The sequence below is a fragment of the Nonomuraea phyllanthi genome (assembly GCF_006334985.2).
Taxonomy (GTDB): domain Bacteria; phylum Actinomycetota; class Actinomycetes; order Streptosporangiales; family Streptosporangiaceae; genus Nonomuraea; species Nonomuraea phyllanthi.
In genome coordinates this window covers 378,053-391,513 of the sequence record NZ_VDLX02000002.1, presented here as the reverse complement: position 1 = coordinate 391,513, position 13,461 = coordinate 378,053, and the positions used below count along the sequence as shown (strand labels likewise).

9 protein-coding genes are annotated in these 13,461 nt (G+C 72.6%); 8 read left to right on the top strand and 1 reads right to left on the bottom strand.

The features are described from left to right. The first annotated feature begins 17 nt into the window (after positions 1-17). From FH608_RS07345 to FH608_RS07330, 4 genes are all read left to right on the top strand, one after another. Positions 18-1,850 (top strand): ABC transporter ATP-binding protein, encoded by a 1,833-nt coding sequence (locus FH608_RS07345; RefSeq protein ID WP_226899106.1) that lies wholly within the window; start codon positions 18-20, stop codon positions 1,848-1,850. A 1-nt stretch (position 1,851) separates the two neighbouring features. Next, positions 1,852-3,576, top strand: coding sequence for an ABC transporter ATP-binding protein (locus tag FH608_RS07340; RefSeq protein WP_226899104.1), 1,725 nt, complete (start codon positions 1,852-1,854; stop codon positions 3,574-3,576). A gap of 276 nt (positions 3,577-3,852) precedes the next feature. Next, on the top strand, positions 3,853-4,632 hold the full coding sequence (locus FH608_RS07335; RefSeq protein ID WP_226899102.1) for a sulfotransferase family protein: 780 nt from the start codon (positions 3,853-3,855) through the stop codon (positions 4,630-4,632). Positions 4,633-4,637: 5 nt separating this feature from the next. Continuing rightward, positions 4,638-5,576, top strand: coding sequence for an aldo/keto reductase (locus FH608_RS07330; protein ID WP_139629596.1), 939 nt, complete (start codon positions 4,638-4,640; stop codon positions 5,574-5,576). An 82-nt stretch (positions 5,577-5,658) separates the two neighbouring features. On the opposite strand, the gene FH608_RS07325 is transcribed toward FH608_RS07330, so the two are convergent. Further along, complete coding sequence (locus tag FH608_RS07325; RefSeq protein ID WP_139629595.1) at positions 5,659-6,723, bottom strand: LacI family DNA-binding transcriptional regulator; 1,065 nt, start codon at positions 6,721-6,723, stop codon at positions 5,659-5,661. 275 nt (positions 6,724-6,998) lie between these two features. On the opposite strand from FH608_RS07325, the gene FH608_RS07320 reads away from it, so the two are divergent. From FH608_RS07320 to FH608_RS07305, 4 genes are all read left to right on the top strand, one after another. Next, positions 6,999-8,837, top strand: coding sequence for a rhamnogalacturonan lyase family protein (locus tag FH608_RS07320; protein WP_193318281.1), 1,839 nt, complete (start codon positions 6,999-7,001; stop codon positions 8,835-8,837). 65 nt (positions 8,838-8,902) lie between these two features. After that, positions 8,903-11,611, top strand: coding sequence for an exo-rhamnogalacturonan lyase family protein (locus FH608_RS07315; protein ID WP_226899100.1), 2,709 nt, complete (start codon positions 8,903-8,905; stop codon positions 11,609-11,611). A 121-nt stretch (positions 11,612-11,732) separates the two neighbouring features. After that, positions 11,733-12,818, top strand: coding sequence for a sensor histidine kinase (locus FH608_RS07310; RefSeq protein WP_139629594.1), 1,086 nt, complete (start codon positions 11,733-11,735; stop codon positions 12,816-12,818). After that, complete coding sequence (locus FH608_RS07305; protein ID WP_139629593.1) at positions 12,809-13,453, top strand: response regulator; 645 nt, start codon at positions 12,809-12,811, stop codon at positions 13,451-13,453. Before FH608_RS07310 ends, FH608_RS07305 begins: the two co-directional genes overlap by 10 nt. Positions 13,454-13,461: the final 8 nt, after the last annotated feature.

Below are 13,461 nucleotides of genomic sequence, written 5' to 3'. Positions count from 1 at the left end.
CTGAAGAGGAGACACAGGTGAGCGCCACCGGCGCCCGCGCCGCCCTGCGCACGGCGACCGGGCGCGAGGCCGTCCGCTGGGTCGCCGCGCACTGCCGGACGGTGCCATGGCTGACGGGCGCCACCGTGCTCGCCACGGTGGCCGGGGCGGCGCTCGAGGTGCTGCCGGTGCTCCTGCTCGGCCGGGTGGTCGACGGGGTGGTCGCCGGCGAATCGCAGTCGATCCTGGTCACGGTCGGCGCGCTGATGGTGGGCGCCGCGCTGCTCGGCGTGCCGGCCGCCGCGGCGTCCACGTACCTCATCGGGCGGCTCGGCACGGACCTGCTCGCCCGGCTGCGGGAGGGCGCCGTCCGGGCGGTGCTGGCGATGCCGAGCGCGCGCATCGAGCAGGTCGGCCGGGGCGACGTGCTGTCCAGGGTCGGTGACGACGTGGCCGTGCTGTCCAAGGGCATCCGCACGGCCGTCCCCACGATCCTCTCGGCGGGGGTGCTGGTCGCCATCGCCACGGCCGGCATGTTCGGCCTGGACTGGCGGCTCGGGCTGGCGGGCGCCGGCGCGCTGCCCGCGTACGCGCTGGCCCTGCGCTGGTATCTCCCCCGGTCCGCCCCGCTCTACCGGAGGCAGCGGGTGGCGCAGGCCGACCGGGCGCAGGCCCTGATCAGTGGCCTGAACGGGATCGACACGGTCCGGGCGTACCGCCTCGAATCCGCCTTCCGCGAGAGGGTCACCGGCGAGTCGTGGCGGGTGCGCGATCTCGGCATCGAGGTGTTCCGGCTCTTCGGGCGGTTCGTCGGCAGGGAGAACCGCGCCGAGTTCGTCGGGCTGGTCCTGATCATCGTGGTGGGGTACGCGCTGCTGGAGGCCGATGCCGCCACGCTGGGCGAGGTGTCGGCGGCCCCGCTGCTGTTCCACCGGCTCTTCAACCCGCTGGGCTCGATCATGTTCACCTTCGACGAGGCGCAGAAGTCGGGCGCGAGCCTGACCCGGCTGGTCGGGGCGCTGGGCGAGGCGGCGGAGGGCCGGCTGGTCGGCAGCACCACCGCGTCCGTGGACGGCCGTCCGGTGGGTGGCGCCGTAGCTGCGCCGGTGGGCGGTGCCGTGGCCGGGGGCGTCACGCCGTACCCGGTCACGATCGAGGGGTTGACGTTCACCTACCCCGGCGCCGAGGAGCCGGCCCTCCGGGACGTCGACCTGGCGATCCCGGCCGGCGGTTCGCTCGCGCTGGTGGGCGCGACGGGTGCGGGCAAGACCACCCTGGCCGCGCTGGTCGCGGGCATCGGCACCCCGGACGCCGGATCGGTGCGCATCGGGTCCACGGACCTCGCGGAGCTGGACGAGGCCGGGGCGCGGGCCCTGGTGAGCATCCTGACGCAGGAGACGCACGTGTTCTCCGGCCCGCTCTCCGGCGACCTGCGGCTGGCCGCGCCGGACGCGACCGACGCCGAGCTGATGGACGCGCTGCGCACGGTCGGCGCGGACCGGTGGGTGGCGGCGCTGCCCGGCGGGCTGGACACCACGGTGGGCGAGGGCGGTGAGCGCCTGGACGTCACCAAGGTCGCCCAGATCGCCCTGGCCCGGCTGGTGCTGGGCCGGTCGCCGGTGGTGGTGCTCGACGAGTCGACCGCGGAGGCGGGCAGCCAGGGCGCCGCCGAGCTGGAGCGGGCCGTGCGGGCCACGTACCGAGGCCGTACCACGCTGCTGGTGGCGCACCGGCTGACGCAGGCGATGGCCGCGGACCGGATCGCCGTGCTGGACGCGGGACGCGTCGTGGAGCTGGGAACCCACGAGGAGCTGGTGGCGCTGGGCGGCCGGTACGCGCGGTTCTGGCGGGCCTGGCGGGAGGGTGGCTGACGTGCGGTTGACGAGACCGGTCCGCGAGCCCGCGCCGGAGGCACCGGGGCTCCACACGGGCTCGGGCATCCTCCGGACCGCGCTGCGGCGCAACCTCGGCGCGATGGCCCGGGGCACCGTCCTCATGGGCATGTACCAGGCGGGAGAGACCGCCTTCCCCATCGCGCTCGGCCTCATCGTGGAGCACACGATGCGGGACCGGAGCCTCGGCTCGCTCGCCCTGTCGATCGCCGCGCTGGCCCTGATCATCACGACCGTCTCGCTGTCGTGGCGGTTCGGGATGCGCATCCTGCAGAAGGCCAACACGACGGAGGCGCACCGCTGGCGGGTGCTGGTCGCGGCCTGCGGGCTCCAGCCGGTGGCCAGGGACGTCGATCTCCAGTCCGGCGAGATCCTGACCGTCGCCACTGAGGACGCCGACCAGACCGCCGACATCATCGAGGTGGTGCCGCTGCTGATCAGCTCGCTGGTCGCGGTGCTGATCACGGCGGTCACGCTGGGCATGGCCGACCTCCGGCTCGGCCTGCTGGTGATCGCGGGCACCGCCGCGATCCTGTCGATCCTGAGCGTGCTGTCGAAGCGGATCGGCACCGGCACCCGCGAGCAGCAGGCCCGCGTGGCGCGAGCGGGCGCGAAGGTCGCCGACCTGATCATCGGCCTGCGGCCGCTGCACGGCTTCGGCGGCAACCACGCCGCGTTCCTGTCCTACCGGAGGCTCAGCACGGAGGCGAAGAGCCAGGCGATCGCCGTCGCCAGGGTGAACGGCGCGTACGCGGGCACCACGCTGGCGCTCAACGCGGCGCTCGCCACCGCCGTGACCCTGACGGCGGGCTGGTTCGCCTTCCACGGCCAGATCACCATCGGCCAGCTCGTCATGGCGGTGGGGCTGGCGCAGTTCATCATGGAACCGCTCAAGCTCTTCTCGGAGCTGCCCAAGTACGTGATGGTCGCGCGCGCCTCGGCGGAGCGGATGACCCTGGTGCTGGCCGCGCCGCCGGTGATGACCCCGGGGCGGGAGCGCCCGCCGGCGAGCGGGGACCTCGAGGTCGACGGCGTCCGGTACGGGGCGCTGCGCGAGCTGAAGTTCCAGGTCTCCGCGGGCGAGTTCGTGGCGGTCGCCGCCTACCAGCCGCGCGCGGCGGCCGACCTGGCGTCGATCCTGGCCGTGAACGTCCCGCCCGGCGCGTACGAGGGGGTGGTGCGGATCGGCGGGCGCGAGATCGCGGACCTGCCGATCGAGGCGGTCCGCGAGCACCTGCTGGTGAACCCGTACGAGGGGGAGATCTTCGCGGGCACCCTGCGCACGAACATCGACCCGTCGGGCACGAGCCGGCTGGTCGCCGAGGCCGTCGAGGCGTCCATGCTGACCGACGTGGTGGCCCTCCACCGCGAAGGACTCGACCACGGCGTCCGCGACCGCGGCGCGAACCTCTCCGGCGGGCAGCGCCAGCGGCTGTCCCTGGCGCGCGCCCTCGCCGCCGGCGCCGACGTCCTCGTCCTGCACGACCCGACCACGGCGGTCGACGCGGTGACCGAGCAGCTCATCGCGCGCAACCTCGCGGAGATGCGCCGGGGCCGCACCACCGTGGTGATCACCAGCAGCCCGGCCCTCTTGGACGCCGCCGACCGGGTTCTCGTCCTGGACGACGGCGTCATCACCGCGGAGGACACGCACCGCAACCTCCTCGCCACCGACGAGGGCTACCGCCTGGCCGTGGCCCGCTGATCTGCGGGAGGCGCGTCAGCGGCGCCACCGGCGCCACATCTTCGGAACTGACGGATCAGCAATCTCTCCTTTATGCCACGTTTATCCAAACATGTGACAGTATTCCGGTGTGGCTCCTGCCACTCGCATCTGTGAGACGGGGACTACGGGGGTGAAAGGTTAAGAAAGTCGCGCATGGGAGTCGTAACCAAGGGCTTTAAACGACGGGCACGACTACTGCGCGAGGCGCTACGTCCACCGCGGGAGATGAAGGCGGCGGAGGGGAGCAGCTCCTCCGTGGCGGTCCGGCGACCTCCCAAGCGTACGCAGGTGGTCGACTACTCCTTCCCCAGCGTTCCGCGACTGGTGGACAGCCCCGTCTTCGTGATCGCGCCGGTGCGTTCCGGCTCGACGCTGCTGCGCATGCTGCTCAACAGCCATTCCCGCATCCACGCACCGCACGAGCTGCACCTGCGCACCATCGAGGTGCAGCTGACCCCCGGCTTCTCCGAGACGTCCATGCAGGAGCTCGGGCTCGACCAGGTGGAGCTGGAGCACGTGATGTGGGACCGCATCCTCCATCTGGAGCTGCGGCGCAGCGGCAAGGACATCGTGGTCGACAAGACCCCCGGCAACGTCTTCATCTGGGAGCGGCTGAAGTACGTCTGGCCGAACGCCAAGTTCCTCTTCATGCTGCGCCACCCCATGGGCGTGGTCTCCTCGCTGGCGAACCGCAAGAGCAACACCGCCACCCAGGAGTCGCTGGAGGCGACCGCGCTGAAGTACTTCAAGCCGCTGGAAGAGGCCCGCCGCACCCTCGACGGCCTGTCGGTGCGGTACGAGGACCTGACCGCCGAGCCCGAGCGGGTCACCCGCGAGATCTGCGCGTACCTGGGCGTGGACTGGGAGCCGGGCATGCTCGAGTACGGCAGGCACCAGCAGGAGCGGTTCGTCCCCAATCTGGGCGACCGCAGTGACAACATCAAGTCCGGCCGGATCCAGACCGCCCGCACCTTCGACAACGCCGGCCTGTCGCCGAAGCTCGCCAAGTACGCCAAGAGCTGGGACTACCGCTGAACGCCATGCCCTTCCCCCATGACGACCACGCGCGTCCCCTCGGCCGCACCGGCCTTCCGGTCACCGCGATCAGCCTCGGCACCTCGACGCTCGGCAACCCCGCCCAGCCGGACGGCACGCCGGCGCCGGAGTCGGCGGAACTCGCCCGCACGCTGCTGGCGGCTCCGCACGCGGTCATCGACACCTCCAACAACTACGCCGGAGGCCGCAGCGAGACCGCCCTCGGGCGGGCCGTCGCGGAGCACGGGCTGCCGGCGGGCCACCACATCGTCACCAAGGCCGACGCCGAGCCGGGAACCGGGCGCTTCGACCGGGACCGCGTCTGGCGGTCCTTCGAGGAGAGCACGGCGCGGCTCGGGCTGGACCGGCTGCCGCTCCTGCACCTGCACGACCCCTACACCATCACCGTCGAGGAGGCCTTCGCGCCCGGCGGGGCGGTGGAGGGCATGACGGAGCTGCGCGAGCAGGGCCTGGTCGGCGCCATCGGCATCGCCGCCGGCGACCTCCCGCTGATGACCCGGTACGTGACCAGCGGCGCCTTCGACGTGCTGCTCACCCACAACCGCTACACCCTCGTCGACCGGCGCGCCGAGCCCCTGATCGCGGAGGCGGCCGAGCGCGGCATGGGCGTCTTCAACGCCGCGCCGTTCGGCGGCGGGCTGCTCGCCGGCACCGGCACCCGGTACGCCTACCGCGAGGCCCCGCCAGAGCTGCTGGCCTGGGTCGAGCGCGCCCGCGAGCTGTGCGCGCGCTGGTCCGTCGACCTCCCCGCCGTCGCGCTCCGGTTCTCGCTGCGCAGCCCGCTGGTCCACTCCACGGTGGTCGGCGTCGGCCGGCCCGAGCGGATCGCGCAGCTCGACAAGCTGCTCAGGACGCCGATCCCCGACGAGTTCTGGCCCGCCCTGGACGCCCTGGGAACGCCGCCCTCCACCCTCGACGACTGACGCGAACCTCCCCGCCAGCCGGACGCGCGGGCGGGCGAACCTCGCCCTCAGCCGAACGTAGAGACGGACTCGAACCTCCGCGTCAGCCGACGTGGGGCTGGACGGAGTCGCGGACGACGATGTGGGTGCCGAGCGTGAGGTGCCGGGCGGTGCCGGGCGTCGCGCTCTCCAGCGCGAGGCGTACGGCGGTGCGGCCCAGTTCCTCGTGCGGCACGTGCACGGTGGTCAGGCCGATGTCGGCGGCCGGTGCGAGGTCGTCGAAGCCGGCCAGCGAGACGTCGCGGGGAACGCGCAGGCCCTGCTCGCGCAGCGCCTGGCGCGCCCCGGCGGCGATCTCGTCGTTGACGGCGAAGACGGCGGTGAAGTCGCGCGGGCCGTCGGCCAGGCGCTCGCGCATCATGCGGTAGCCCTCGTCGCGTTTCATGGCGCCCTCGACCTCCAGGGCCGGGTCGTGGGGGACGCGGTGGGCGGCCAGCGCCTGCCGGTAGCCGGCGATGCGGCTCTCGGGGGTGGTGTAGCCGTCGCGGCGGCCCAGGAACAGGATGCGTCGGTGGCCGGCCGAGAGCAGGTGGCTGGTGATGGCGTGGGCGCCGCCGGTGTTGTCGTACTGGACCACGATGGCCGGCACGTCGTCGCCGAGCGGCGGCCGGCCGCAGAGCACGAGCTGGGAGCCGGCCAGGGCGAGCGCGCGGGCGTAGCCGGCCATGCGTTCGCGGTAGGCGCCGTCGGCGACGATGTTGCCGACCAGGATGACGGCTTCGGCGTGCTCCTCGCGCATGAGCTGGACCGTGGCCAGTTCCCGCTCGGGGTCGCCGCCGGTGGTGCCGACGATGCACAGCCGCCCTTCGCGTACGGCCTGGTCCTGCACGCCCTGGGCGACGTGGGCGTAGTGCGGGGAGACGACGGAGTTGACGACGATCGCCACGCTCTTGGGACGCACGCCCGCCAGCCCTCGGGCGTGCGCGTTGGCCACGTAGTCGAGCTCCCGCACCGCCCGCATGACCTTGCTGCGCGTGGCGGGCGCGCTCGGGTGGCTGCCGGTCAGGACGCGGGAGACGGTGGCGACCGAGACCCCGGCACGCCTGGCCACGTCGCGGATGGTCGAGGGGCGAGGGCGGTCGTCCTCGGGCGTGGCCCGTCGCGGCATCCGACCTCCTGTAGACCTACGTAACCGCTTGCACAGCGGAGGAGTGCGCGGCCGCACGCATGTGGATCGCGAAGCCGGGCCCTCCACCCGTAAACGCATACGGAATCATGCCATATCCGAAGAGTCAACCTTGACTTCATTCCTCGTCCATGGTCCCATGACGGCTGTGTAAACGGTTAAACATCCGAACGAGATCTCTCCTCCGCACAGCACGCCCCGGCACGCCGGCCTCGGGACCGGCGACCGGATCCCCCCACGTGACAAGGAGACTCCCCATGCCCCATCGACGCCGACCCCCGCATCGCGCCGCCGTCACCGCCTCGGCCCTCCTGCTCGCCTGCACGGCGCTGGTCGCGCCGCCCGCCGCCGCGAGCGCCCCGGCCTCCGCCGGAGCGGCGCTCGCGACCGCACGCCCGATGGAACGTCTCGGCCGCGGGGTCGTGGCGGTGCGCTCCAGCGGCACCGACGTCCTGGTCTCCTGGCGGCTGCTGGGCCTGGACCCGGACGGCATCGGGTTCAACGTCTACCGCTCCACCGCGGGCGGCTCGTACGTCAGGCTCAACTCCTCCGTGCTGACCGGCGGCACGAACTTCACCGACGCCACGGCCGATCTGAGCAGGTCCAACAGCTACCGCGTCCGCCCGGTGGTCAACGGCGCCGAGCAGCCGCCGAGCACCGCGTTCACGTTGACCGCGAACCACGCCACCGAGCCCGTCGTCCGCGTCCCGCTGCGGCCCGGCGGGCCGGTGAAGTTCGTCTGGGTGGGCGACCTGGACGGGGACGGCGAGTACGACTACGTGGTCGACCGGCAGACCAGCCCGCAGGCGATCGAGGCCTACCGCGGTGACGGGACGTTCCTGTGGCGGGTGGACATGGGCCGGAACAGCACGGACCAGGACAACATCGAGGGCGGCCCGGCCACCATCGACGTGGGCCACTGGGACGGCGTCACCGTCTACGACCTCGACGGCGACGGCCGGTCCGAGGTCGCGGTGCGGATCGCCAACGGGGTCACCTTCGGCGACGGGACCACCTTCACCCATGAGGACGACATCCACCAGTACATCGCCATCCTCGACGGCCGCACGGGAGCGGCCCGCGCCACGGCCCAGGTGCCCACCGACTACCGGCCCGACGGCCCGATGTACGCCCGCTTCGGCGTCGGCTACCTCGACGGGGTCACGCCGAGCCTGGTGGCGTACATGAAGAACCGCCAGGACGACGGCGACTTCAACCTCATGTACACCGCCTGGCGCTTCGACGGCGGCGCCCTGACCCGGCAGTGGAAGTGGAAGCGCGGCGACGCGCCGCACGCCGACGGGCACAACACCCGCATCATCGACGTGGACCAGGACGGCAAGGACGAGATCGCCGAGATCGGGTTCGTGCTCAACGGCGACGGCACGCTGCGCTACTCGCTGGCCGGCCAGGGCGTCGTGCACGGCGACCGGTTCCACATCGCGGACATGGACCCCCGCCGGCCCGGCCTGGAGGGGTACGGCGTGCAGCAGGACAACCCCAGCGGCCTGCGCGAGTACTACTACGCCGCCGGCGACGGCGGCATGCTCTGGAAGCACGTCCGGGACGGCGTCGGCGACGTCGGGCGCGGCATGGCGGGCGACATCGACCCGCGCTACCCGGGCATGGAGGTGTGGTCCTTCGACGGGGTCTACAACGCGCGCACCGACACGCTCACCCAGGCCACCGGGCCGTGGCCGCACCTCGGCGTGTTCTGGGACGGCGACCTCGGCATGGAGCTGTTCAACGACGGCAAGATCGAGAAGTGGGACCCGGCCACCGGGGGCGTGTCACGGCTGGTCACCACCTGGCACTACGGCGCTGCCAACAGCGGCACCCAGTATCCGGCGCTGATCGGCGACATCTTCGGCGACTGGCGCGAGGAGGTCGTGATGACCACGTCCACCTACGACGAGCTGGTCATCTTCACCACGGACCGGCCGACGGACACCCGGCTCTACACGCTGGCCCACAACCCGGCCTACCGCAACGACATGACCGTCAAGGGCTACCTGCAGGACCACCACGTCGACTACTACCTGGGCGACGGCATGTCCCGGCCGCCCCGTCCCGACATCTCCTACGCCGGAAGCTGACCTCCCGGCATTTCCCGACCCTCCTGGGTAAGCGCTTTCCCTCTCGCTCGCGAGGAGTTCTCATCGTGGCTCACATCAGCCGACGTACCATGCTCACCACCACCGCCGGGGCCGCCGCGGCCGCACTGGCCGTCCGCGGCGCCAGCCCGGCCGCCGCCCAGGCCGCGCCCACGCTCGCCGGCCTGAGCGGTCATGACCCGGTCCCGCTGCGCTGGGTCGACGGCGGCACCCCCGCCGAGCTGACCGGCGGCACCACCTGGGGCGTGCCCTGGCCGCGCGGCGCGTTCGCCCCCGACCAGCAGTTCTCTCTGACCACGGACGCGGGCGCGCAGGTGCCGGTGCAGTCGTGGCCGATCGGCTGGTGGCCGGACGGGTCGGTGAAGTGGACCGCGCACGCCGTCAGCACCGCCGGCCCGCGCGCCGAGACGTACCGCCTGAGCGCCGGCACGGCGGCCCAGCCGTCGGCGCCCGTCACCGTCACGAGCGAGGGCGGGAAGACCACCGTCGACACCGGCGTGATCACCGTGGTGTTCCCGCGCTCCGGCGAGCACGTCATCACGTCCATCGCCCGGGGCGAGACCGTCATCGCCAAGGACGGCCGTCTGGTCGCCTCCCGCCAGGACAAGCCGGAGGAGCCCGGCAGGAGCGAGTCGTTCACCGGCCGCGTCTCCTCCGTGAAGGTCGAGCAGGACGGCCCCGTGCGGGCCGTGGTCAAGGTGGAGGGCAAGCACAGGAGGGGACGGCGCGAGTGGCTGCCGTTCACGGTGCGCTTCTACCTGTACGCCGGCTCGGACGCCGTCCGCGTCGTCCACAGCTTCGTCTTCGACGGCAACGAGAACAAGGACTTCATCAACGGTCTCGGCGTCGAGTTCACGGTGCCGATGCGCGGCGAGCCGCACGACCGGCACATCCGGTTCGCCGGCGAGGGCGACGGCGTGCTCGCCGAGGCCGTGCGCGGCATCACCGGCCTGCGGCGCGACCCCGGCCAGGCCGTCCGGCAGGCCCAGTACGAGGGCAGGGCCACCCCCGACCCGGCCACCTGGGACCAGCGCGTCACCACGCGCCTGCACTGGATCCCGGCCTGGGGCGACTACCGGCTGAGCCAGCTCAACGCCCACGGCTTCGAGATCCACAAGCGCACCGGGGACGGCCACTCGTGGGTCCGCGTGGACGGCGGCCGGCGCGCCTCCGGCCTCGCCTACGTGGGCGGCCCGACCGGCGGGCTGGCGTTCGGCATGCGGAACTTCTGGCAGCTGCACCCGACCGAGCTGGAGATCACCGGCGCGGCCGGCGACGAGGCCACGGCCACGGTGTGGATGTGGTCGCCCCGGGCCGGCGCGATGGACCTGCGCTTCTACCACGACGGCTTGGGGCAGGACACCTACCCCGAGCAGCTGGACGCCCTGGAGATCACGTACGAGGACTACGAGCCCGGTTTCGGCACCCCGTACGGCGTCGCCCGCACCACCGAGCTGACCTTCTGGGCACTGGAGGCGACCCCGGAGGCCGAGCGCTACGCCGGGCTCGCCGCCGCCAACGCCACCCCGCCGCTGCTGGCCAGCCCGCCGCAGCACAACCACGCGGCCGGGGTGTTCGGCTCCTGGGCGCCGGTCGACCGCTCGGTCCCGGCGAAGGCCGCGTTGGAGGACAACGTTGACCTCATGCACAAGTACCACCGCGAGCAGGTCGACCAGCGCTCGTGGTACGGCTTCTGGGACTACGGCGACATCATGCACACCTACGACGGCGACCGGCACGTGTGGCGCTACGACGTGGGCGGCTACGCGTGGGACAACTCCGAGCTGTCCACGGATCTCTGGCTCTGGTACCACTACCTGCGCACGGGGGACGCCAAGGCGTTCCGCTTCGCCGAGGCGATGACCCGCCACACCAGCGAGGTCGACATGTACCACATCGGCAAGTGGCGCGGCCTGGGCACCCGGCACGGCATCATGCACTGGGCCGACAGCGCCAAGCAGGTGCGCATCAGCAACGCCGGCTACAAGCGCTTCTACTACTTCCTGACCGCCGACGAGCGCATCGGCGACGTGCTGCACGACCTGGTCGACTCCGACAGGAGCTTCCTCGTGCTCGACCCCATCCGCAAGCTGCGCGACGGCGCGTTCGAGCCCGACCCGAAGGCGCTCGGAGTCGGCCAGACCACCGACTGGGGCGCCCTCGCCATGGCCTGGCTGGCGGAGTGGGAGCGGGGCGGCGACCCGATCGCGCGGACGAAGCTGGTCAACGGCGCCACCACGATCGCCGCGCTGCCCAACGGCTGGGTGCAGGCCGACGTGACGTACAACCTGGCCGACGGCCGCTTCGCGCCGATGACGGAGAAGACGGTGAGCATCGGCAGCCTCAGCTCCGTCTTCGGGCTGATCGAGGTCATGACCGAGCTGCTCGGCCTGATCGACGACGAGGCCGTGAAGGCGAAGTGGGTGGAGTTCTGCCGCCTCTACAACGCCACCAAGGAGGAGCAGCAGGAGGTCACCGGAGCGAGCTGGGGCAACCTCAACCTCCGCCAGGCCTACTCGCGGGCCACCGCCTACGCGGCCACGCAGCTGAACGACGAGACCCTGGCCAGGCGGGCCTGGCAGGAGCTGCGCACCGGGCACGCAGGTTACCCCGAGAACCACTCGTTCGCCTCCACGCGCGTCGAGGGGTCCGCCGTGCTCAACCCGGTCGACGAGGCGGACCTGTCGACGAACGCCAGCGCCCAGTACGGCCTGGCCGTCTTCCAGTGCCTCGCCCTCGTCGGGGACCACATCTGACGGGCTGTGGTTTCCCGCACCCCTGAACCGGCCGTACACCCCATGGCCGACATAACCTGAACATTCCTAATCTCGGAGACATGACGGAACGGCGGCAGGGGTGAGCGGCACACAAGCCGGCATGCGGCTCGTGGTCAGAGGGCTGCGGCTCGTCGGGGCGGTGACCGCCGGTGCGGTCACCGCCCTCGCGGGCCTGCTGTTCGTGCTGGTGACGCTGCCGTTCGCGGACCGTCCGGCGGTACGGGTCGCGGCCGGACGGCTGACGGCGCTGGAGCTCTGGCGGCTTCGGCTGGACCTCCCGGGCCGGAGCGAGGGAGGCGAGCGGCGCTATCTGGCCGCCCGGGCGCCCGTGGGGCTGCTGGGCGGTCTGGTGGTGCTGCTGCTGGTGATCGGCATCGGCGTGGCGGTCAGGCTGCTCTGGTCGTGGATCCGGGGTGAGGCGTTCGACGGCATGCTGCCCACCCTGCCGCTGCTGGCCTACTTCCTCCTGGGCGGCCTCGTCCTGCTCTTCCTGGACCTGTCCGGCCTGGTGGGGGTGGACGCGCTGGAGCGGCGCCTCGCCGTACGCCTGCTCGCCCCCGACCCGACCGAGGCGCTCCGGCGGCGCATCAGCGAGCTGACCGAGAGCCGTGCCGGGGTGGTGGCGGCGGTCGACGCCGAACGGCGGCGCATCGAGCGCGACCTCCACGACGGCGTGCAGCAGCGGCTGGTGGCGCTGTCCATGCTCGCGGGACGCGCCCGCCGGGGCCGCCCCGAGCTGGTGGAGCAGCTGCACGAGCAGGCCCAGCAGGCGCTGGTGGAGCTGCGCGAGGTGGCCTGGCGGGTCTACCCGTCGGGGCTGGACGCGCACGGGCTGCCGGAGGCGCTGGCCGGGGTGGCCGAGCGGGCGGCGGTCGCGGTCAAGGTGACCTGCGACCTGCCGGAGCGGCCACCGGCGGCGGTGGAGGCCGCCGCGTACTTCGTGGCCAGCGAGGCGGTGACGAACGCGGCCAAGCACTCCCGGGCCACCCTCGTCACCATGGACGTGCGCCGGCAGGGCAGCATGGTCGTCGTGCGCGTGGAGGACGACGGCATGGGCGGGGCCGATGCCACCGGAGGCGGGCTGACCGGTCTGGCGCGGCGGGTGGCCGCGCTGGACGGCCGGTTCACCGTGACCAGCCCGCCCGGCGGGCCGAGCATGATAGAAGCGGAGCTGCCGTGCGGGTGATGCTGGCCGAGGACTCCGCCCTGCTGCGCGAGGGCCTGGTGCGGCTGCTGAAGGAGGAAGGTCACGACGTTCCGGCCGCGGTGGGCGACGCCGACGCGCTGCTGGCGGCGGTGACCGGCGACAGGCCCGACGCGGTGGTGGTCGACGTGCGGATGCCGCCCACCCACACCGACGAGGGCCTGCGCGCCGCCCTGGAGATCCGGCGGCGCTGGCCGGAGGTCAAGGTGCTGGTGCTGTCGCAGTACGTCGAGAAGAAGTACGCGACGGAGCTGATGAGCGGCAGCATCGACGGCGTCGGCTACCTGCTCAAGGACAGGGTGGCCCAGGTCGGCGACTTCCTGGACGCGCTGGAGCGGGTGGGCGCGGGCGGGACGGCCTTCGATCCCGAGGTGGTGCGCCAGCTCCTCGCCCGCACCACCCACGCCGACCCGCTGGGCCGGCTCACCGCCCGCGAGCGCCAGGTGCTGGAGCTCATGGCGCAGGGCCTGACCAACGCCTCGATCGCCCAGTCCCTGCACGTGTCGCAGAGCGCGGTGGAGAAGCACGTCAACGCCCTGTTCGACAAGCTCGCGCTGTCGCACACCACCGGCTACAGCCGCCGGGTCCTCGCCGTGCTGCGCTACCTGGGCTCCTGAGCGGTTCT

Coding starts and splice junctions, on each gene's coding strand:
- FH608_RS07325 (WP_139629595.1), bottom strand. CDS start 6,723: ATGCCGCGACGGGCCACGCCCGAGGACGACCGCCCTCGCCCCTCGACC.
- FH608_RS07330 (WP_139629596.1), top strand. CDS start 4,638: ATGCCCTTCCCCCATGACGACCACGCGCGTCCCCTCGGCCGCACCGGC.
- FH608_RS07310 (WP_139629594.1), top strand. CDS start 11,733: ATGCGGCTCGTGGTCAGAGGGCTGCGGCTCGTCGGGGCGGTGACCGCC.
- FH608_RS07320 (WP_193318281.1), top strand. CDS start 6,999: ATGCCCCATCGACGCCGACCCCCGCATCGCGCCGCCGTCACCGCCTCG.